Annotated in this window: 19 protein-coding genes and 1 tRNA gene; 7 read left to right on the top strand and 13 right to left on the bottom strand. The window is 67.7% G+C overall.

The window, feature by feature from the left end; translation table 11 throughout:
• Positions 1-9: 9 nt before the first annotated feature.
• Positions 10-1,305: a M20/M25/M40 family metallo-hydrolase gene (locus ACIQTX_RS11630; protein ID WP_402972252.1), complete on the bottom strand. Its 1,296-nt coding sequence runs from the start codon at positions 1,303-1,305 to the stop codon at positions 10-12.
• Positions 1,306-1,416: 111 nt separating this feature from the next.
• On the opposite strand from ACIQTX_RS11630, the gene ACIQTX_RS11625 reads away from it, so the two are divergent.
• A tRNA-Leu gene (locus ACIQTX_RS11625) sits at positions 1,417-1,499 on the top strand.
• Between the two features lie 101 nt (positions 1,500-1,600).
• Here ACIQTX_RS11625 and ACIQTX_RS11620 read toward each other — a convergent pair.
• Positions 1,601-2,698 carry a VIT1/CCC1 family protein gene (locus tag ACIQTX_RS11620; protein ID WP_105525389.1) on the bottom strand — a complete coding sequence of 366 codons (1,098 nt, stop codon included), beginning with the start codon at positions 2,696-2,698 and terminating at the stop codon, positions 1,601-1,603.
• Between the two features lie 154 nt (positions 2,699-2,852).
• Positions 2,853-4,595: a DEAD/DEAH box helicase gene (locus tag ACIQTX_RS11615; protein ID WP_051250856.1), complete on the bottom strand. Its 1,743-nt coding sequence runs from the start codon at positions 4,593-4,595 to the stop codon at positions 2,853-2,855.
• 147 nt (positions 4,596-4,742) lie between these two features.
• Between ACIQTX_RS11615 and ACIQTX_RS11610 the strand changes: the two genes are divergently transcribed.
• Entirely contained in the window at positions 4,743-5,570 is an 828-nt protein-coding gene (locus tag ACIQTX_RS11610) for an SGNH/GDSL hydrolase family protein (RefSeq protein ID WP_402972249.1), read from the top strand.
• 10 nt (positions 5,571-5,580) lie between these two features.
• Here the strand turns inward: ACIQTX_RS11610 and ACIQTX_RS11605 are convergent, their stop codons facing one another.
• Positions 5,581-6,381: a TrmH family RNA methyltransferase gene (locus ACIQTX_RS11605; RefSeq protein ID WP_402972247.1), complete on the bottom strand. Its 801-nt coding sequence runs from the start codon at positions 6,379-6,381 to the stop codon at positions 5,581-5,583.
• Between the two features lie 113 nt (positions 6,382-6,494).
• On the opposite strand from ACIQTX_RS11605, the gene ACIQTX_RS11600 reads away from it, so the two are divergent.
• Both ACIQTX_RS11600 and ACIQTX_RS11595 read left to right on the top strand, forming a co-directional pair.
• Positions 6,495-7,334, top strand: coding sequence for a Sir2 family NAD-dependent protein deacetylase (locus ACIQTX_RS11600; protein WP_402972245.1), 840 nt, complete (start codon positions 6,495-6,497; stop codon positions 7,332-7,334).
• A complete protein-coding gene (locus ACIQTX_RS11595) occupies positions 7,331-7,918 on the top strand; it encodes a histidine phosphatase family protein (protein ID WP_105525392.1) in 588 nt (195 codons plus the stop codon). The genes ACIQTX_RS11600 and ACIQTX_RS11595 overlap by 4 nt, the downstream gene beginning before the upstream one ends.
• Here the strand turns inward: ACIQTX_RS11595 and ACIQTX_RS11590 are convergent, their stop codons facing one another.
• From ACIQTX_RS11590 to ACIQTX_RS11570, 5 genes are read right to left on the bottom strand one after another with little or no spacing between them, the layout of a single operon-like run.
• Complete coding sequence (locus ACIQTX_RS11590; protein ID WP_402972243.1) at positions 7,919-8,725, bottom strand: HpcH/HpaI aldolase/citrate lyase family protein; 807 nt, start codon at positions 8,723-8,725, stop codon at positions 7,919-7,921.
• Positions 8,722-9,210: a MaoC family dehydratase gene (locus ACIQTX_RS11585; protein WP_402972241.1), complete on the bottom strand. Its 489-nt coding sequence runs from the start codon at positions 9,208-9,210 to the stop codon at positions 8,722-8,724. The genes ACIQTX_RS11590 and ACIQTX_RS11585 overlap by 4 nt, the downstream gene beginning before the upstream one ends.
• Before the next feature lie 9 nt (positions 9,211-9,219).
• Entirely contained in the window at positions 9,220-10,374 is a 1,155-nt protein-coding gene (locus tag ACIQTX_RS11580) for an acyl-CoA dehydrogenase family protein (RefSeq protein ID WP_402972239.1), read from the bottom strand.
• Positions 10,371-12,302 carry a biotin carboxylase N-terminal domain-containing protein gene (locus ACIQTX_RS11575; RefSeq protein ID WP_402972237.1) on the bottom strand — a complete coding sequence of 644 codons (1,932 nt, stop codon included), beginning with the start codon at positions 12,300-12,302 and terminating at the stop codon, positions 10,371-10,373. Before ACIQTX_RS11575 ends, ACIQTX_RS11580 begins: the two co-directional genes overlap by 4 nt.
• 11 nt (positions 12,303-12,313) lie before the next feature.
• Positions 12,314-13,867 (bottom strand): carboxyl transferase domain-containing protein, encoded by a 1,554-nt coding sequence (locus ACIQTX_RS11570; RefSeq protein WP_402972235.1) that lies wholly within the window; start codon positions 13,865-13,867, stop codon positions 12,314-12,316.
• Positions 13,868-13,978: 111 nt separating this feature from the next.
• Here ACIQTX_RS11570 and ACIQTX_RS11565 point away from each other — a divergent pair, with 111 nt between their 5' ends.
• Positions 13,979-14,587 carry a TetR/AcrR family transcriptional regulator gene (locus ACIQTX_RS11565; RefSeq protein WP_105525398.1) on the top strand — a complete coding sequence of 203 codons (609 nt, stop codon included), beginning with the start codon at positions 13,979-13,981 and terminating at the stop codon, positions 14,585-14,587.
• Here the strand turns inward: ACIQTX_RS11565 and ACIQTX_RS11560 are convergent.
• Genes ACIQTX_RS11560 through pdhA form a run of 3 tightly spaced genes read right to left on the bottom strand, consistent with a single transcriptional unit; the run spans position 14,580 to position 18,066 of the window.
• Positions 14,580-15,941 (bottom strand): dihydrolipoamide acetyltransferase family protein, encoded by a 1,362-nt coding sequence (locus ACIQTX_RS11560; protein ID WP_402972232.1) that lies wholly within the window; start codon positions 15,939-15,941, stop codon positions 14,580-14,582. The two genes, ACIQTX_RS11565 and ACIQTX_RS11560, sit on opposite strands and share 8 nt — an antisense overlap.
• A complete protein-coding gene (locus ACIQTX_RS11555; protein ID WP_402972230.1) occupies positions 15,938-16,948 on the bottom strand; it encodes an alpha-ketoacid dehydrogenase subunit beta in 1,011 nt (336 codons plus the stop codon). The genes ACIQTX_RS11560 and ACIQTX_RS11555 overlap by 4 nt, the downstream gene beginning before the upstream one ends.
• A 2-nt stretch (positions 16,949-16,950) precedes the next feature.
• Positions 16,951-18,066, bottom strand: coding sequence for a pyruvate dehydrogenase (acetyl-transferring) E1 component subunit alpha (gene pdhA, locus ACIQTX_RS11550; protein WP_402972228.1), 1,116 nt, complete (start codon positions 18,064-18,066; stop codon positions 16,951-16,953).
• 171 nt (positions 18,067-18,237) lie between these two features.
• Between pdhA and ACIQTX_RS11545 the strand changes: the two genes are divergently transcribed.
• Positions 18,238-18,711 carry an Lrp/AsnC family transcriptional regulator gene (locus ACIQTX_RS11545; RefSeq protein WP_028501915.1) on the top strand — a complete coding sequence of 158 codons (474 nt, stop codon included), beginning with the start codon at positions 18,238-18,240 and terminating at the stop codon, positions 18,709-18,711.
• On the opposite strand, the gene ACIQTX_RS11540 is transcribed toward ACIQTX_RS11545, so the two are convergent.
• A complete protein-coding gene (locus ACIQTX_RS11540) occupies positions 18,683-19,582 on the bottom strand; it encodes an alpha/beta fold hydrolase (protein ID WP_402972226.1) in 900 nt (299 codons plus the stop codon). The two genes, ACIQTX_RS11545 and ACIQTX_RS11540, sit on opposite strands and share 29 nt — an antisense overlap.
• Before the next feature lie 66 nt (positions 19,583-19,648).
• On the opposite strand from ACIQTX_RS11540, the gene ACIQTX_RS11535 reads away from it, so the two are divergent.
• Entirely contained in the window at positions 19,649-20,374 is a 726-nt protein-coding gene (locus ACIQTX_RS11535) for a 3'-5' exonuclease (protein WP_402972224.1), read from the top strand.
• The last annotated feature ends 29 nt before the right edge of the window (positions 20,375-20,403 follow it).

The following is a 20,403-nucleotide window of genomic DNA, read 5'->3' as shown; positions in this document are numbered from 1 at the left end:
GCGCAGCGCTCAGTACGTGCGCAGCAGATCGGTCAGCACCCGCTGACCGAAGACAAGCGATTCTACGGGTACTCGCTCATCGACTCCGTGGAACATGCCCGTGAAGTCGAGGTCGGCCGGAAGCTTCAACGGTGCGAATCCGTAGCCGGTGATGCCGAGGTAGGCCAGCGCCTTGTTGTCGGTGCCGGCGCCGAGCAGGTACGGGATCACCGGTACACCCGGGTCATGACGGCCGATGCTGGCGACCATCGCCTCGACCAGCTCGCCCTCGAACGGTGTCTCCATGCCGATGTCGCGGACGACCGTCTCGATGACGATCTCGTCACCGACGATCTCCTGGAGCTCAGCCAGGACATCGTCTTCGGTGCCGGGGATCACGCGCACGTCGATGAGTGCCTCCGCGCGCTCAGGGATGACGTTGTGCTTGTAGCCCGCGGTCAGCGCGGTCGGGTTCGTCGTCGTGCGGAACGACGACCGGAGGAAGGCTTCGGCGGGTCCGGCAGCCGATGCGAGTGCGTCCGGGTCGTCGACGCTGCGTCCGCTGAGGGCGCTCAGTCCCTCGAGCAGAGCCTTCGTCGTCGAAGTCAGCCGGATCGGCCAGCGAGTACGTCCGATCGCTGCGACCGCCTCGGCGAGCTTCGTCACGGCGTTGTCGTCATGTAGGCGGCTGCCGTGGCCCGCACGCCCCTTGGCGACCAGACGGATCCAGATCAGGGCCTTCTCCCCCACCTGCAGCAGGTAGGCGCGTCGGTCGTCGACGGTGATGGAGTAACCGCCGACCTCGCTGATCGCGGCCGTCGCGCCCTCGAACCACTCGGGGTGGTTCTGCACGACGAGGGCCGAACCCTCGACACCGCCGTTCTCTTCGTCGGCGAAGAACGCCAGCACGAGGTCGCGCTCCGGCTGCTCCCCCGCGCGCAGGATCTCTGCGACCGACGTGAGGATCATCGCGTTCATGTTCTTCATGTCCACGGCACCTCGACCCCACAGCATCCCGTCCTGCACGAGGCCTGCGAACGGATCGACGCTCCAGTCCTCGGCCATCGCGGGAACGACGTCGAGGTGGCCATGCACGACGAGCGCCGGCTTGCTCCGATCTCGCCCCGGCACTCTCGCCATCACGTTCGTGCGACGCGGGATCGGCTCGTAGTACTCGATCTCGAGCCCGAGCTCTTCCAGGTAGGCCCCGACGTACTGGGCGGCCTCGCGCTCGCCCTTCGCGTTGCCGCCACCGAAGTTGGACGTGTCGAAACGGATGAGGTCGCTCGCGATGCGGACGACCTCCGGAAGGGACGGATCGGTCATGGGTCCAGGCTATCGAAATCACGCGCCACGCCCGGGCGTACGGCTCGGTTCGAGAGGCCGCGGAGGACGTGGTAATGTCATTCTTCGGTCGGCAACGATCATCCAACACCTGCGCGGGTGGCGGAATGGTAGACGCGCTACGTTGAGGTCGTAGTGCCCGTAAGGGCGTGGGGGTTCAAGTCCCCCTCCGCGCACAAGAAGAAGAAGGCCCCGGATCCACAGATCCGGGGCCTTCTTCGTTGTCTTCGTCACTCGCGGGACAGGCACTGTGGCCGGCCCCGCGAGCGATCAGGAATCAGGCCACGCCGACGCCGAAGACCAGACCGAGAACGTAGGTGATGGCAGCGGCACCGAAGCCGATCGCCAGCTGACGGAGAGCTCGTCGCAGGGGCGGTCCTCCGGAGAGGACACCCACCATCGCTCCGGTACTCAGCAGCGCGATACCGACGAGCACGAGAGCCACGATGACCGCGGTCGCACCCTGCAGCCCGAAGATCCAGGGCAGGACGGGGATGATCGCCCCGGATGCGAACAGGAGGAAGCTGGAGATCGCCGCAGTCCAGTCGCTGCCGACGATCTCATGGTCATCTGCGCCCTGGATGTTCACGGGGCCGGTTGCCGTGCGGCTGACTCCCGCTTGTGCGGCCGCGACGATGCGCCGCGCCCGCGACAGGGACTCCGCCTGATCGATGCCGCGGGCCCGATAGACGAGGGCCAGTTCGTTCTCATCGATGTCGAGGTCACCGGCGGCAGCAGCCGCATCCTCGTTCGCCTCCGTCGCCGCCAGCAGCTCGCGCTGAGACCGCACCGAGACGAACTCGCCGGCGCCCATCGACAGCGCTCCGGCCAGCAGACCCGCGATGCCGCTGAAGAGCACGAAGCCGGAGCTGACTCCGGTCGCACCGATACCCAGAACGAGGGCGAGGTTGCTCACGAGGCCGTCGTTCGCACCGAACACCGCGGCCCGGAAGGATCCGGAGAGACGTCTGCGGCCACGGGCGGCGAGTCCGCGCACCACTTCGTAGTGCACCTTCTCGTCGGCCCGCATCGCGGGTGTGGCGTACTGCTCCGAGTCGTAGGGAGAACGGGCCTCGGCGCTCTGGGCCAGGGCGAGCACGAAGATGGAGCCGAAGCGGCCGGCCATCCAGCCGAGCAGGCGGGAGTGGACGCCCGCACGAGGTAGTCTCGCGGGCTCAGCGCCGAGGAGATCGAGCCAGTGCTGCTCATGGCGTCGTTCGGCGTCGGCAAGGCTCAGCAGAATGTCGCGCTCCTCGCCCTCTCGACGCGCGGCGAGCTTTTGATACACGGCACCTTCGGCGCGCTCCTCGACCAGATAGCGCGCCCAGCGCCGGCGATCGGCGGGGGTCGGGTCGGCTGCAGCGGGGGCTGTCATGGATCCTCCAGATGTGACGGTGCCCGGTGCGCGGGCAACCGTTCAACGCTAGCCGCGCACGCTCGCGCGCACCCCGCTTAGACGCGGATTGACAGCATTTCGGGGATCCGAAGCACGCGTCCGGGGCGGCGAGCAGGGAGGCCGGGACGCGGTATCAGGCGCGGACGCGTTTGCGCAGGACTTCGATGCGCGACTGCAGCTGGGTGACGGTCGCCTGCGCCACGGCCGGCCCGCCGCAGATGCGGCGGAGTTCGGCGTGCACGGCTCCGTGGGGTTCGCCCCTCTGCCGGGCGTAAAGGCCCACGAGGCTGTTCAGCAGCTGCCGCTGCTCCTTGAGCGTGCGGTGGAGCGGGGCGGGCAGCGTCGTCGTCTCGGTGGGCCCTGCAGCGGCCTCGCGGACCTCACGCAGACGGGATTGACGGGTCTGTCGCTGCATGAGCAGCTCGTGCACGTGCTCCGGTTCGAGAAGCCCGGGGAAGCCGATGAACTCCTCTTCCTCCGGAGTGCCCGGTTCAGCCAGCTGCCCGAACTCCTGCCCCTCGAACACCACGCGATCGAAGTGTGCGACGGACGAGAGCGCCTGGTAGCTGAACTCCTGGGTCAGCGCGTCTGAAGTCTCTTCCTCGCGATTCGCACTCTCGAGCAGCGAATCGTCAAGGCCGTCGTCTTCTTTCGACTGTCGGTCGAGCGCATGATCGCGCTGCTTGTCCATCTCGTTCGCGAGCCCCATGAGCACCGGGACCTGCGGGAGGAAGACGCTGGCTGCCTCGCCCCTCCGTCGCGCTCGCACGAACCGGCCGATGGCCTGCGCGAAGAAGAGCGGGGTCGACGACGACGTCGCGTACACGCCGACGGCGAGACGGGGTACGTCGACGCCCTCCGACACCATGCGTACTGCGACCATCCATCTGGCGTCGTTCGCGCTGAACTTCTCGATGCGCTCCGAAGCCGTCGCGTCGTCGGAGAGCACGATCGTCGGCTGTTGACCCGTGATGCTGTGCAGGATCTTCGCGTAGGCGCGGGCGACCGTCTGATCGGTCGCGAGCACGAGGCCACCGGCATCGGGAACATGATGGCGGATCTCGGTGAGGCGGCGATCCGCTGCCGACAGCACGGCCGGCATCCAGTCGCCTTCGGGGTCGAGGGCCGTCCGCCAGGCCTGCGACGTCACGTCTTTCGTGTTGTCCTGACCGAGATGCGTCTCGAGCTCATCGCCCGTCGTCGTGCGCCACCGCATCTTGCCCGCGTACATATGGAACAGCACGGGCCGCACCACGCCGTCGGCCAGAGCCCGGCCGTAGCCGTAGTTGTAGTCGGTGCGTGAGATGCGCGCACCGGACTCGTCGGGGTGGTACTCGACGAACGGGATCGGTGCGGTGTCGCTGCGGAAGGGCGTACCCGAGAGCAGGAGGCGCCGCCTCGCGGGGCCATAGGCATCGCGGATCGCATCGCCCCAACTCAGTGCATCGCCACCGTGATGCACCTCGTCGAGGATCACGAGCGTCTTGGCATCTTCGGTGAGATGCCGATGTACGGAGGACTTCGCCGCAACCTGCGCGTAGGTCACCACGGCACCGTGATAGTGCCGGGCCGGGGCCCAGTCGCTGTTGCGGAAGCGCGGGTCGAGGCGGATGTGCACCCGAGCGGCCGCGTCGGCCCACTGCGTCTTCAGATGCTCGGTCGGAGCGACCACGATGATGCGGTTGATCTCTCCCATGCGCATGAGCTCGACCGCGAGTGTGAGCGCGAAAGTCGTCTTTCCTGCACCCGGTGTCGCGGCGACGAGGAAGTCGCGCTGATCCGCCTCGAAGTACTGCTCCAGCGCCTCCTGCTGCCAGGCGCGCAGCTTGTTCGCGGTTCCCCATGGGGCACGCTGAGGAAAGGACGGAGAAAGCATCGACTCCACGATAATCGTTGCCGGCGACACTGGATCACTCACCGCGATTCCCGCGCGCGCCACGCCCCCAGCGAGGCCGCTGCGAGTAGGCTCGGTCACTGCGTCGCGGCCACCCCGCCTCGCACACCGTTCGCGAAGGAGAGCCGGATGACCGACCAGGATTCGACACGGACCCCTTACGTCCCCAACGAGATCGTGCACCCCTGGCGCCGCTTCGTCGCGATCGGCGATTCGTTCACGGAGGGCATCGGCGATCCCGATCCCGCGCATCCCGGGAGCCATCGCGGTTGGGCAGACAGAGTCGCCGAGGTGCTCGCCCTGCAAGTGGATGACTTCGCCTACGCGAACCTCGCCGTCCGCGGGAAGCTGATCGCCCAGATCGTCGCCGACCAGATCGAGCCGGCTGTCGCCCTGCGCCCCGACCTGGTGTCGATCTGCGCCGGCGGCAACGATGTGATCCGCCCTGGCACCGACCCGGATGCGATCGCCAGCCAGCTCGAGGATGCCGTGACGCGACTGGCGTCGACCGGCGCTGCCGTGCTGCTCTTCACCGGCATCGACACGGGATTCACTCCGGTCTTTCGCGCGTTTCGAGGCAAAGTCGCGATCTACAACGAGAACGTGCGCGCCATCGCCGAGCGGCACGACTGCATCGTCGCCGATCAGTGGGCGCTCAAGGTCGTGCAGGACATGCGCTTCTTCGACGACGACCGGCTGCATTACAACGCGCTCGGGCACCATGAGGTCGCCCGCATGGCGCTGCGGGCGCTGAACGTTCCGAACGACCTCGAAGCCATGCAGCCTGAGCCGTTCCCGCTGCGCACCTGGCGCGAGGCCCGCTCAGAAGACCTCGGCTGGGCTCGGGAGCATCTCGTGCCCTGGGTGCTGCGTCGACTGCGCCATCAGTCCTCGGGCGACAACCTGGCCGCGAAGCGTCCGGATCCCTCGCCGATCATCCTGCCCGAACGCGACTGAACAGCTCGGCTCAGCTCTTCATGGCCCAGAGCGCGACCGCGGCCGCGGATGCCACATTGAGGGAGTCGACCCCACCTGCCATCGGGATCGTGACGACGGTGTCAGCGCCTGACATCGCTTCGCGGGAGAGGCCGTCGCCCTCTGACCCCATGACGAGGGCGACGCGTTCGGGCCGGTTCGCAGCATAGGCGTCGAGCGTCACCGCATCGTCGCGCAGAGCGAGAGCAGCGATGTCGAACCGCGCATCGTGAAGATCTGCGACGGCCGACTCCCAATCGGTGATGCGGGTCCACGGCACCTGGAACACCGTCCCCATACTCACGCGGACGCTGCGCCGGTAGAGCGGGTCTGCCCCGCCGGGCGACACCAGCACCGCGTCGGCGCCCAGACCGGCAGCTGCACGAAACGCCGCTCCGACGTTCGTGTGATCGCCGATGTTCTCGAGGATCAGGACGAGCGATGCTCCCTCGAGCAGCTCGCGCACGGCCGGCAGCGGTGGGCGATGCATCGACGCGATGGTCCCGCGGTGCACGGCGAAGCCGGTCACCGCTTCTGCGATCTCATCCGGGACGACGTACACCGGCACGTCGAGTTCGCCGACGATTCCACGGATATCGTCCACCCGCCGTTCCTGCACCAGAACCGAGCGTGGACGGTGTCCGGCTGCCACCGCGCGAGCGATCACCTTCGTCGACTCGGCGATGTACAGACCGCCCGCCGGTTCCGACACGGCACGAAGAGCGGTGTCGGTGAGTCCTCGGTAGTCGTCGAGGCGTCGGTCGTCGGCATCAGTCACAGGAAACAGTTCCACAGGCACCACTCTGCCATCGCAGGCACGCTCTCCTGCACCCGAGCCGAAGCCGAGGGCCGAGCAGGCGAGGCCTGGAGTCGGCTCTGCACCGTAGACTCGCTCGAGGAGGTCCTGTGAGCGTGTCGAACCCCGCCGAGCTGTCGGCCACCATCGCCCACGCCGCCGAGTTGCTGCGTGACAAGCGCATCGCACTCCTGACCGGCGCCGGCATCTCCACTGATTCGGGTATTCCCGCGTATCGCGGCGAGGGCGCCAGGATCCGCAGCGATCCGATGACGATCCAGACGTATCTGGGCGATGAAGCCGCACGGCGGCGGTACTGGGTCGGCGGCCACCTCGGCTGGCGCGCGTTCGCCCGGGCCGAACCCAACGCGGGGCATCTCGCCCTCGCCCAGCTCGAGGCCGCCGGGAAGGTCTCGGGAGTCATCACCCAGAACGTCGACGGACTGCACCTGCGCGCCGGGAGCTCGCACGTCATCGAGGTGCACGGGACCATGCGCCGGGTGCTGTGTCTCCAATGCGGCCAGGTCTTCGACCGGCGAGACATCGCCGTGCAGATCGAGGAGCTCAATCCCTGGATCACGGTGCCGGAGAACGTCGCACTGGCGCCTGACGGGGACGTCCTCCCGGAGAGCACGGAGGGCTTCATCGTCCCCGTGTGTACCGTCTGCGCAGGCATGCTCAAGCCGGACGTGGTCTTCTTCGGCGAGTATGTGCCACAGGATCGCTTCCGCGCGGCGGAGTCGCTGCTGCGCTCCAGCTCCGCGCTGATCGTCGCCGGCTCCTCGTTGGTCGTGAACTCCGGTGTGCGACTGGTCGAGCGCGCCCGCCGCCGCAGCATCCCCCTGATCATCGTCAACCGTGAGCCGACGCGCGCGGATGCCTGGGCGCATGTCACCATCGCCGCCGGCACCAGCGATGTGCTCCCCGCACTCCAGGAACTCCTCTCGTGACCCACCTCACTCTCGTCCGCCACGGTCAGACCGACTGGAACCTCGCCAAGCGCATCCAGGGCTCCACCGACATCCCTCTGAATGAGACCGGGCGTGAAGACGCCCGCTGGGCAGCGGAGAAGCTCGCCGCCGGCACGCATCACGCGGTTTACACCAGCCCGCTGCTCCGGGCGAAGGAGACGGCGGAGATCATCGCCGATCGTCTCGGCCTGGAGATCGCCGGTGTCGTCCCCGACATCCGTGAGCGGGAGTTCGGCGAGGGCGAGGGCATGCTCGTGCCCGACTACATCAAGGCCTACGGGAACTGGCACGCCGAGGTCCCCGGTGCGGAATCCCTCCACGAGGTAGGCGAACGCGCCATCGCGGCGTTGCATGCGATCGCGCGTGAAGCGCGTCGACGGTCGACTCCCCGCGCGGAGTCGGTCATCGTCGTCGCGCACGGTGGAGTGATCCGCGCCGTGATCGATCACGTCTCCGGAGGCACGCTCCCCCGCGATGGCGAGGTTCTCCAGAACGGCTCAGCGCACCGCTTCGTCGCAGCGCCGGGCTACCTGCGCCTGCTCGAGGAGTCGCCGGTCCTCTGATCAGCCGGCGCGGGAGACGACCGCGCGCGCGTGACGGAGCACCGGTTCGTCGATCATGCGTCCCTCGAACCGGAAGACTCCCCGTTCCACCTCAGCAGCTGCGAGCACAGCATGTGCCCACCTCACGGTCGCCTCGTCCGGCCGGTAGGCCGCCCGGATCGCTGCGACCTGGTTCGGGTGGATGCACGCGCTCGCCCCGAAACCCGACGCGGCTGCGTCGATCGCCTCGTCTCGCAGGCCATCGGCGTCGTCGAGGTCGATGTGCACCGCGTCGATCGCGGCTTTGCCGTGCGCTCCTGATTCGAGGAGAACTCGCGCGCGGGCGTAGCGGGCGATGTCGCGATAGCTGCCGTCCGCGTTCCGAGACGAGGTGCCTCCGAGCGAGGCCACAAGGTCTTCGGCGCCCCACATCAACGCGGAAACCTGCGGGTGCGCGGCGATGCTGTCGGCCGCATGAATGCCGCGGGCGGTCTCGCACAGGGCGATGAGTGAGTAGCGCGCATCGAATGCCGACAGACTCTCCGCACGCTCGGTCTTGGCCACCATCACGGTGCGGAAATCGGTCTGCGCCAGCGCCGCGAGATCAGCCGCGAAAGCGTCGCTGTCCGGAGCATTGACGCGCACGATCACACGGTCGGGGTCGACATCGGCGGCGATCACATTCTTGCGAGCGGCCGCCTTCGCATCCGGAAGCACAGCGTCCTCGAGATCGAGGATGATCGCATCGGCCCGTTCGAGTGCCTTCTGAAAGCGCTCGGGACGGTCAGCAGGGCAGAACAGGAGCGCGGGCCCGAGGTCGAAGGTCATACGGTCGATCCTTCCGGAAAGCAGTGCACGAGCACGGAGCGGACGGCGGTGGCGACGACCGTCGCGTCTTGATTCCGCCCGGTGTGTGCGATCTTGACGATTCCCTGACCCGGTCGGGACGACGAGAGCCGCTTCTCGACGACGATGCTCTCGGTGTAGAGAGTGTCGCCGGCGAACAGCGGATGCGGGAACGCGACGTCACCGAATCCGAGCTGGGCGACGAGAGTGCCCTGCGTCAGCTGAGCGACCGACGAACCCACCATGGTCGACAGCGTCCACATCGAATTCATCAATCGCGCACGGAACGGGTCTTGCGCATCGGCGAACGCCGCATCGAGGTGCAGGGCCTGCGTGTTCATGGTGAGCGTGGTGAAGAGCACGTTGTCGGCCTCGGTCGCCGTGCGGCCCGGGCGGTGCAGGTAGCGGGCGTCGACCACGAACTCCTCGTAGTACAGACCCCTCTGGAGGATGTCGTGCGTGGTCATACCGCCACGCTACCCGGCGAGTCCGAGTCCGCGCGCGATGACGAGGAGTTGCACCTCGGTGGTGCCCTCGCCGATCTCGAGGATCTTCGAGTCTCGGTAATGACGCCCCACCGGGAACTCGTTCATGAATCCGTTGCCGCCGAAGATCTGCGTCGCATCCCTGGCGTTGTCCATCGCGGCCTCTCCACCGACCAGCTTCGCAATGGCCGCGGCTTCGGCGAACGGCTTCCCCGCGTCACGGAGCCTCGCGGCGTGGTGCCAGGCGAGCCGAGCGGTGTGCACACGAGCGCGCATGCGCGCCAAAGTGAACTGGGCGTTCTGACGGGTGCTCAGCGCGGCACCGAAGATCGTACGGCTCTTGGCGTACTCGACCGCCGCCTCCAGGCAGCCCTCCGCGGCTCCCGTAGAGAGAGCCGCGATCGCGATGCGGCCTTCGTCGAGGATGCTGAGGAAGCTGCGGAAGCCGCTCCCCCGTGCGCCCAGCAGGTTCGAGGCGGGAACCCGTGCGCCGTCGAACGTCAGTGGATGCGTGTCGGAGGCGTTCCAGCCCACCTTGTCGTAGGGCGCCTCGACGGTGAAGCCGGGCGTGCCGTTGGGAACGATGATCGTGGAGATCTCCTTGCGACCGTTCTCGTTCCCCGTCACCGCCGTGACCGTGACGAAGCGTGTGATCGGGGTTCCCGAGTTGGTGATGAACTGCTTGGAGCCGTCGATCACCCACTCATCGCCCTCGAGCCGCGCCGTCGTCCTGGTGGCACCGGCGTCGCTGCCCGCTTCCGGCTCGGTGAGGCCGAAGCCGGCCAGCGCGCGGCCCGCGAGCAGATCCGGCAGCAGCTCCTGGCGCTGCTCCTCGGTCCCGAAGCGGAAGATCGGCATCGCGCCGAGGCTGACACCCGCTTCGAGCGTGATCGCGATCGACTGATCGACGCGACCGAGCGCCTCGATCGCGATGCCGAGCGCCATGTAGTCGCCGCCCTGCCCGCCGTACTCCTCGGGGAACGGCAGACCGAACAGCCCGAGATCGCCCATCTGCGCCACGACATCCATCGAGAGCGTGTGCGTGCGATCAGCTTCATAGGCCTGCGGCGCGACCACGGTGTCGGCGAACTCGCGCACCATCGCGGCGAGCTCGCGCTCCTCCTCGGACAGATCTTCCATGGTCAACTCTCCTCCGTCGTCACGCGGGCGACCGGTTGGTCACGCCGCACCTGGTCGCCCACCGCGACCAGTAGATGCACCACGCCGTCATGGGGCGCGAGTACCGGGTGTTCCATCTTCATCGCCTCGATCGAGACGAGCGCGTCGCCGGCGGAAACCGACGTTCCGTCCGCGACGTGCACTGCTACGACACTGCCCGGCATGGGGGCGCGTGCTTCCGGTTCCGTCGCCGCAGATCCTGCCTCGCGTGCAGACAGCCGACGCTGCATCCGCTGCTTCCTGTCGAGCGGGCGCAGGCGAACCGTGCGACCATCTTCGGCGACCCAGACCGCGCCGTCGCCGTCGATCGCGGCATGAACAGCCCGTCGAGAGCGTGCGGTCGAGGCCTCGTCGAGCACGACCTCTTCGTCGTCATCCGTGAGCGCCACGAAAAGCGTGGATGCCGCCTCTGCGGCCCCCAGACGCCAGCCCGGTCGATCGCGCCACAGTGTGCTGGTTCGAAGCGGCTCGGCGGATCCCGCGACCGTGTCCCTCGCCGCAGCGAGCTGCGCGGGCGAAGGGCTATCCGCTTCGAGGGGAAGCAGCGTTTCGATGAGCCCCGTGTCGAGATCGCCCGCGATGACGCGCGCGTCCTGACAGAGCAGACGGAGGAATGCGATGTTGGTCTCCACTCCCAGCACGACAGTGCGGGCGAGTGCTTCGTCCAGCCGCGCAAGCGCAGTGGCACGGTCGTCTGCGAACGCGACCACCTTGGCGATCATGGGGTCGTAGAACCCGGTGACCTCGCTTCCGGTCTCGATCGCCGCATCCACCCGGACCCCGACCGGCGGCTCGAACAGCAGAATCTTTCCGGTGGAGGGAAGGAAGCCGCGCTCCGGTGATTCCGCGTACACGCGCGCCTCGACCGCATGCCCCCGGATGCGTGGTGTGACATCCAGAGGAAGACCACTGGCCGCGCGGAGCTGAAGGGCGACGAGATCGAGCCCGGTGACCTCTTCGGTGACCGGATGCTCCACCTGAAGGCGCGTGTTCATCTCGATGAAGAAGACTTCGTCCGGCGCATCGGCGTCGATGAGGAACTCGACGGTGCCCGCGCCGACGTACTCGACGCTTTCAGCCGCGAGTACCGCTGCGGAGAGCAGCCGATCCCGCGTGTGCGCGGGGATACCCGCTGACGGTGCCTCCTCGATGACCTTCTGGTGTCGTCGCTGCAGGGTGCACTCGCGTTCGCCGAGCGCGAGGACCGTGCCATGCGTGTCTCCGAAGACCTGCACCTCGATGTGTCGTGGTCGGCGGATCAGGCGCTCGAGGATGAGCGAGTCGTCGCCGAAGGCCGAGGCCGCCACACGGCGGGCCGAGGCGAGCGCACCCCGCAGCCCCGACGCGTCAGCGACGACCTCCATGCCTTTCCCGCCTCCGCCGGCGCTGGGCTTGACCAGCAGCGGGTATCCGACGTTCTCCGCCTCCTCGGCGATCTCGAAGTCGGACAGGCCCTTGGCGTCGAATCCGGGGACGACGGGAACGCCGTAGCGCAGTACGTGCTCGCGAGCGCGCGCCTTGTCCCCCATGATCTGCAGCGCGTCGACGGACGGACCGATGAAGACGATGCCGCTCTCGGCGCAGGCCTCGGCGAGTCCGACGCTCTCGGAGAGGAATCCGTAGCCGGGGTGGATGGCCTGGGCGCCGGTGCTGCGGGCGGCGGCGATCACGGCATCGATGTCGAGGTACGAATCCGCGGCAGGTGCCGGGCCGATCCGGACGGCTACATCGGCCTCGCGGACGTGAGGAGCCGAAGCGTCGGCGTCGCTGTACACCGCGACGCTGCGGATGCCGAGCGCTCGCAGGGTTCGAATGACCCGGCGCGCGATCTCACCGCGGTTGGCGACGAGAACCGTGTGGAAGGTGATGCCGTTCGAAGGCGATGTTGCAGTCATGGACAAGGCACTCACATCCGGAAGACGCCGAAGCGCGGTTCGGGCAGCGGGCTGCGGGAGACGACATCGAGGGCCAGGCCCAGGAGGTCACGGGTCTGTGCGGGGTCGACGATGCCGTCGTCCCAGAGTCGTGCCGTGGCGTAATACGGCTCGCCCTGATGCTCGTACTGTTCGCGGATCGGTGCCTCGAAAGCCGCGCGGTCCTCGCCGCTCCAGGAGTCGCCGCGCGCGGAGAGCTGGTCCTCCTTGACGGTGGCGAGCACGGATGCTGCCTGGGCGCCACCCATCACGGAGATGCGGCTCGCCGGCCAGGTCCACAGGAAGCGGGGAGAGTAGGCACGCCCGCACATGGAGTAGTTGCCGGCTCCGAAGGATCCGCCGATGATGACGGTGAGTTTGGGTACTCTCGTGCTGGCCACGGCTGTCACCATCTTCGCGCCGTCCTTCGCGATCCCGCCGGCCTCGGCATCTGACCCGACCATGAAACCTGTGATGTTCTGGAGGAACAACAGCGGTATGCCGCGCTGATCGCACAGCTCGATGAAGTGCGCTCCCTTGAGTGCGGATTCGCTGAACAGGACGCCATTGTTCGCGATGATGCCGACAGGATGCCCATGCAGGCGGGCGAATCCGGTCACGAGGGTCGTGCCGTACTCGGGCTTGAACTCGAGGAACGTCTCGCCGTCGACGAGGCGCGAGATGACCTCGTGCACGTCATAGGCGGCGTTCACATCGACGGGGACGGCGTCGTACAGGCTGGTGGTCTCAGACGGCGGACGACTGCTCAGCACCTCCCAGGCGGGAGCCGCAGGAGGGGGAAGCGTGGCGACGATGTCGCGCAGGATCTCGAGTGCGTGTTCGTCATCTTCCGCGAGATGGTCGACCACACCGCTGCGTCGGGCATGCAGCTCGCCCCCGCCCAGTTCTTCGGCGGTGACGATCTCGCCGATCGCCGCCTTCACGAGGGGCGGCCCACCGAGGAAGATCGTTCCCTGACCGCGGACGATGACGGTCTCATCGCTCATGGCAGGGACGTAGGCGCCGCCGGCGGTGCAGGATCCGAGCACCGCGGCCAGCTGCGGGATCCCCTCGGCCGACATGCGCGCCTGGTTGAAGAAGATCCGCCCGAAGTGCTCGCGGTCGGGGAAGACCTCGTCCTGTTTGGGAAGGAAGGCGCCGCCGGAATCGACGAGGTAGAGGCACGGCAGGCGATTCTCGAGAGCGATCTCCTGCGCGCGCAAGTGCTTCTTCACCGTCAGCGGAAAGTACGTGCCGCCCTTCACCGTCGCATCGTTGCAGACCACCATCACCTGCCGGCCATGGACGAGACCGATCCCGGCGATCACTCCGGCCCCCGGGGCCTCTCCCCCGTACAGACCGTCGGCCGCAAGCGGTGCGATCTCGACGAACGGACTGCCCTCGTCGAGCACGCGCGCGACGCGATCACGAGGAAGCAGCTTTCCCCGGGCGACATGGCGCTCTCGAGACGCTTCCGGTCCTCCGCGAGCCGCGGTCTCGAGGCGTTCTCGCAGCTCGTACGCGAGTGACTCCTGGGTTGCCGGCATCGTGATGTCCTCCTCGACCCACGTCCGCGAGGGCGGAGCCCTGGCGCGGTGCATGCACTTTCGGTTAGTGTTCACTAACCCGTTGATTCAGGTTAGCGAGGATTAACTGAGATGACAAGCCCGGTCACCGCCCGAGACCGCGCCAAGGCCGAACGGTCGGATGCGATCCTGCACGCCGCTGCGCGTCTCTTCGCCGCGCGCGGCTACAGCGGGGTGAGTCTCGAGGACATCGGCGCCGCCGTCGGCGTGTCAGGGCCTGCCGTGTACCGTCACTTCGCCGGGAAACAGGCTCTGCTGGGTGCGGTGCTCGTCAAGGTCAGTCAGGACCTGATCCACGGAGGCCGTCGCGTCTCCGAGGAGTCACCGACCGCGGACGAGCGGATGCGCGCGCTGATCGGCTTCCACGTCGAATTCGCCCTGGGCAATGCCGAGGTCATCCAGGTGCAGGACCGAGATGTCGCGTTCCTGTCCGAAGCCGACCGCGCCGAGGTCCGCCGCCTCCAGCGCGCCTACATCGAGCTGTGGATGGCTGCGCTGTCGCCGTTGCATGCGACGCCGGACGGTGGCACCGATCAGGACGAGTTGCGCCTGCGCGTGCAGGCCTGCTTCGGACTCATCAACTCGACGCCGCACAGCACGCGCGCCGCAGCCAGACGCCACTCCGCCACCGCGACCGTGCTGATCGCGATGGCGGATGCGGCGCTGCGCGCCACTACCTGAGAAGCATCGCCCGCCCTGGCTCCTCGAGGATGTCGGCGACGTCCTTGAGGAACCGTGCGCCTTCGGCTCCGTCGACCAGGCGGTGATCGAACGAAAGGCTGAGCGTCATCAGCTGACGCAGTGCGATCTCGCCGCGGAACTCCCACGGCTGGCGGCGCACCGCGCCGACGGCCAGGATCCCCGATTGCCCCGGCGGCAGGATGGGCGTGCCGGCATCGACGCCGAACACGCCGATGTTGGAGATCGAGAACGTGCCGCCTGCGAGTTCCGCCGGTGAGGTCTTCCCCGAACGGGCGACTTCGGCCAGGGACTTCACGGCGTCCGCAAGTTCGATCAGGGTCAGGCGTTCCGCATCCCGGATCATCGGGACGATGAGTCCGCGCTCGGTCGCCGCGGCGATCCCGAGATCGACGTAGTTGTACTGGACGATCTCCGCGGCCGGCTCGTCCCACCGGGAGTTCAATCCCGGTGCGCGCCCGAGGGAGAGGCATACGGCTTTCGCCACCACCGCGAGGGGACCGATCCGGTGCCCGTCGAGCGAACGGTCGCCGCGAAGACTCTCCACCAGGTCCATCGTCGCGGTCACATCGACGGTGTGGAAGACAGTGACATGCGGCGCGGTGAACGCACTCTGCACCATCGCCGCCGCGGTGTGCTTTCGAACGCCGCGGATCGGGATCCGGGTCTCGCGTTCCGGCTCGCCGAGAGCGGCGGGGCTGGAAGGCATGACCGAGTGGATGGCCGGCATCTGCGCGGCATCCGAACCACGAACGCCGATCCGCTCGGCATATGCATCGACGTCACTGCGGGTGATCACTCGATCCCCCACTTCAGCAGCGACGAGCACCAGGTCGATGCCGAGGCGTTTGGCGTGGGCCCGCACCGGTGGAGTCGACCGTGGCCGCTCCAGCACCGCGTCGGTGGCGAGGGATGGTGTGGCGTCGTGCGGCGCGGCCTCGAGGACCGCGGTGTCGACCTTCGTCGGAGTGCCGCCGATTCGACGTGCGCGGCGTGCCGGTCTCCCCGCCGCGGTCGGCGCGGCACCGTAGCCGACGAGGTTCGGTTGCGCCTTCTCCCCGGAATCGGACTCCGGTACCTGGGCATCCGATTCCTCGCCGACGACGTCGAACGCGATCAGCGGAGAACCGACGGCGATGGTCTCGCCGGCTTCGGCGTGCAGTATCGACACGGTTCCCTCGTAAGGCGACGGAAGTTCCACGACCGCCTTGGCCGTTTCGACCTCGGCGAGCGTCTGATTGAGGGTCACCGTATCCCCGGGAGCGACCAGCCACGCCACCACTTCGGCCTCGGTGAGCCCCTCCCCGAGGTCCGGAAGACGGAACTCCGCGATCATGCCCCTGCTCCCGTCAGACTGTTCGGTCGATCCAGAACACGATCAACCGCATCCAGCAGCCGATCGAGGTCGGGCAGATGGTACTTCTCGAGCTTCGCCGGCGGGTAGGGGATGTCGTGGCCCGTGACCCGTAGCGGCGCCGACTCAAGGTACTCGAAGCAACGCTCGGTGATGCTCGCGATGACCTCGGCCGCCACGCCTGCTTCGCGAGACGCCTCATGGGCGACGACGACGCGTCCGGTCTTGCGCACCGATGCGGCGACGGAGTCGTAGTCGACAGGCGAGAGCGAGCGCAGATCGATGACCTCGAGGGAGATTCCGTCGTCTTCGGCGGCATCGGCGGCCTGCAGCGCGGTACCGACCATGGCGCCGTAGGCGATGAGGGTCGCGTCCGTTCCGGCTCGCACGACACGCGCGAGCCCCATCGGCGGCGCATCCGCGAGCGGAGCCGCGAGGTCGACGTCGCCTTTGTGGTGATACAAGCGCTTCGGCTCGAAGAAGATCACCGGGTCATCGGAGGCGATCGCCTGCCTGAGGCTTCGATACGCATCTTCCGGGTTCGACACCGCGATCACACGCAGACCTGCCGTGTGCACGAAGTACGCCTCGGGAGATTCCGAGTGATGTTCGGCGGCACCGATGCCACCCGCCCAGGGGATCCGGATCGTGATCGGCATCTTCACCCGACCCTGGGTGCGGTAATGCAGCTTCGCGACCTGGGCCACGATCTGGTCGAAGGCGGGGTACACGAAGCCGTCGAACTGGATCTCCACGACGGGGCGATACCCCCGGAACGCGAGCCCGACGGCCATCCCGACGATGCCGGACTCCGCGAGCGGTGTATCGATCACCCGAGCCGCACCGAACTCATCGAGGAGTCCATCGGTGATCCGGAAGACGCCGCCGAGCTTGCCGATGTCCTCGCCGAGCAGCACGACCTTGTCGTCGTCGCGCATCGCCTGGCGGAGCCCCGCGCCGAGTGCCTTGCCGAGAGTCAGTTCGGTCATGCTCACACCTCGCTCTCGAACGACGCGAGGTAGGCGGCGTACTCATCGCGCTGACGCTCGAGACCGGTGTGCGGCTCGGCGTAGACACCGTCGAAGACAGCCAGCGGCGGCCGGGTGACCATGCCGAGGCACGCCGCGCGCATCTCCTTCGCGACGGCGTCCGCAGCGGCCTGGGTCTCGGCAAGGTGGTCTTGCGTGAGCTCGCCGGCCGCGCGCAGATGTGCTTCGACGCGTGCGATCGGGTCACGGCGGCGCCACGATTCGAGCTCAGCCTCGTCGCGGTAGCGCGTCGGATCGTCCGCCGTCGTGTGCGGGCCCATTCGGTAGGTCACAGCCTCGATGTAGGCGGGGCCCTTGCCGGAGCGTGCGTGCTCCAGCGCCCATCGCATCGCCGCCATGCACGCGAGAACGTCGTTGCCGTCGACCCGGACGCTCGGAATCCCGAACCCGGGCGCCCGCCCCGCGATCGGGTATTGCGACTGCACGGCGACGGGCTCGGAGATCGCCCAATGGTTGTTCTGGCAGACGAAGACCACAGGCGCCTGATAGGAGGCGGCGAAGATCATCGCTTCGTTGACGTCGCCCTGACTCGTCGCGCCGTCGCCGAAGTACGTCACAGCGACCTCGTCTGCACCATCGTGCTGGATGCCGATGGCGTAGCCCACCGCATGCAGCGTCTGGGCGCCGATGATGATCTGGAGGGGGGCGACTCCGAGCGCTGCCGGGTCGTATGCCGCGCCCTCTTCACCGCGCCACATGCGCACGTAGTCGCCGGGCTGCGCGCCCCGAGCGTAGATCACGCCGGTCTCGCGATAGCTGGGGAAGACATAGTCCTCGGGTGCGATCGCACGGGCCGTGCCGATCTGCGTGGCCTCCTGACCCTGGCACGGCGCCCACAGACCGAGCTGACCCTGCCGCTGGAGCGCCACCCCCTCGGCGTCGATCCGGCGGAGGATGACCATGTCCCGAAGCAGGGAGCGCAACTGTGCGGGGTCGACGTCGGCGACGAAGGGATCGAGCAGCGGGTTCGCGACACGGCTTCCATCCGGAGCCAGGATGCGCTCCGAGAGCTCCAGATCCTGGGCGGTGTCTGCGATGGGGGTGATCTGCGGTGACATCGTCGTCCTCCTCGTCCTCGGCGGCCCTCATGAGGCTCCGCGCACTGATGCCAGCGTCATCACCGGCATGGTCTGAGAGTACGTCTGCTCAACACCTCGCTCAAGCATTCTGAGAGCGCTTGAGCATGTTGCTCAATTTGGGGTGATTCCGTACTGCTAGGGTTTGGCACTATGCCAGGACTGGACCGCATCGACCTCGAGCTTCTCGCCGCCCTCGCCGACGACCCGAGGACGACCATCGTCGCGCTGGCGGAGAACCTCGGGCTCTCGCGCAACACGATCCAGGCGCGGATGGCCCGCCTGGAGCAGAGCGGGATCTTCCTCTCCTATGAGCGGTCGTTCTCCCCCGACGTGCTCGGCTTCCCGCTTCAGGCTTTTGTGAGCATCGGCGTGCGGCAGACGGAGTTGCCCCGCATCATCAACGAGCTCGCGCGGATTCCCGAGGTCGTGCAGGCCCACGGACTGAGCGGATCCATCGATCTACTGGCACGTGTGGCCTGTCGTGACGCACGACACCTGTTCGACACCGACGCGCGCATCCTGTCCATCGAAGGCGTGGAGCGCACCGAGACCTCACTCGCGATGGGTGAGGTCATCCCGTTCCGGGTGGCCGGGCTCATCGGCCTCGCGCGACGGGAATCCTGAGGAAGCGACGGACCGCGCCGGCTGCTTCTGCCGGCGTCTCGTAGTGGATGAGATGCCCGACATGGGCGATCTCGACCAGCGTCGCGTCCGGGAAGATCGTCGCCAGCTTCCGCTCCGCCTCGATCGGCGTGATGTCGTCGTGCTCGGCGGCGACCAACAGCGTCGGGACATCGATCTCGGGCGCGAACTCGCGTACGTCGTGGGAGACGCTCGCGATGAACGCGTCGCGCAGGACGTCGCGGTCGGAGAACCGGGAGAAGTACGTGTCGTGCTGATCGTGGATGAACCGTCGGAGTTCGGGGTCCTTCGTCTTGGCCATGGTGATGCTCATCACACGGACGATGACGCGGTTGCGCAGCAGCGCGGTTCCGATCTTTTCGGGAAGACGGGCGCCGAGATCGTAGTAGAGCACCGCAAGACGCGTCATGAGCCCCTTGGGACCTTCGAGGGCCGGGGCGCCGATGGGATTCAGGAGGATCAGACGAGGCGTCTGCAGCCCGCGGGCGACGGCCGCAGCCGTGACGATCGAGCCGAACGAGTGGCCGAGGATCACGGCACCGGGGGCGACTGCCGACGCGAACTCTTCGAGCCATCCTGCGTACTCGTCGAGGTCGTGCGTACGTCCGGGCAACGGAGCCGACTCTCCGAATCCGGGAAGGTCCGCAGCGATCACGCGCACCTCGGGAAGATAGGCGAGCACCGGCTCGAGGCCATGGTGCTCACCGCGGAACCCGTGCACCGCGATCACCGTCGTCTCGGCGTCATCCGGTCCGTACACCCAGTAGGCCGTGATCGCCCCGCGCACCTCGACCTCGTGACGCTGCACGGGAAGGCGACGAAGACGGTCCGCATACGGGGAAGGCACGGTCATCCCCCGAGTCTACGAGTCGCCGTGCGCCTTCTCCTGAATGTCAGCGGTCCGCCATAGCGTGAGGGCATGCCATCCGGTCCCGCGCTTCCCGCCTGGCTCACCCGCGTCGGCGTGTTCGATCTCGAGACGACGGGCGTCGATGTCACCTCCGATCGCGTGGTCACCGCGTATGTCGGTGTTCTCGACGCGAACGGCAGGCAGATCGCCGCGCGCTCCTGGCTTGCAGACCCCGGAATCCCGATCCCCGAAGGCGCGACCGCGGTGCATGGGATCAGTACCGAGCATGCCCGAGCGCACGGTCGCCCGGCGCGCGAGGTCGTCGCCGAGGTCACGGCGGCTCTGAGATCGCTGTTCGAGCAGGGCGTGCCGGTCGTCGCCTACAACGCTTCGTATGACTTCTCGCTGCTGGCCTGCGAAGCCGCGAGGAAAGGAATCGAACCACTCGTCGATCCTTCCCCGGTGATCGATCCGCTCGTGATCGACAAGGCGTACGACCGCTACCGGCGGGGCCGACGCACCCTCGAGGTCGTAGCGGCACACTATGCCGTTCCCCTCGAGAGTGCGCACGAGGCGTCGGCCGATGCGATCGCCGCTGGGCGCGTCGCCCAGGCGCTGGCCCGCCAGTTCAGCCTTCCCTCGACCCCGACAGAGCTGCACACCCAGCAGATCGGCTGGGCCCGCTCGCAGGCCGCGAGCCTCACGGAGTACTTCGTGAAGCTCGGCCGTCTCGACCCCGAGGAATCGCTCGACGGAAGCTGGCCGGTGCGATCGAATCGATCCATCGAGGGTTGAAGCCCACGACCGGTCGGGGCGAGAGCGCG

The organism is Microbacterium sp. NPDC090281 (genome assembly GCF_044769635.1).
In the GTDB taxonomy this organism is placed as follows: domain Bacteria; phylum Actinomycetota; class Actinomycetes; order Actinomycetales; family Microbacteriaceae; genus Microbacterium.
This window is presented reverse-complemented; position numbering and strand designations above follow the sequence as displayed.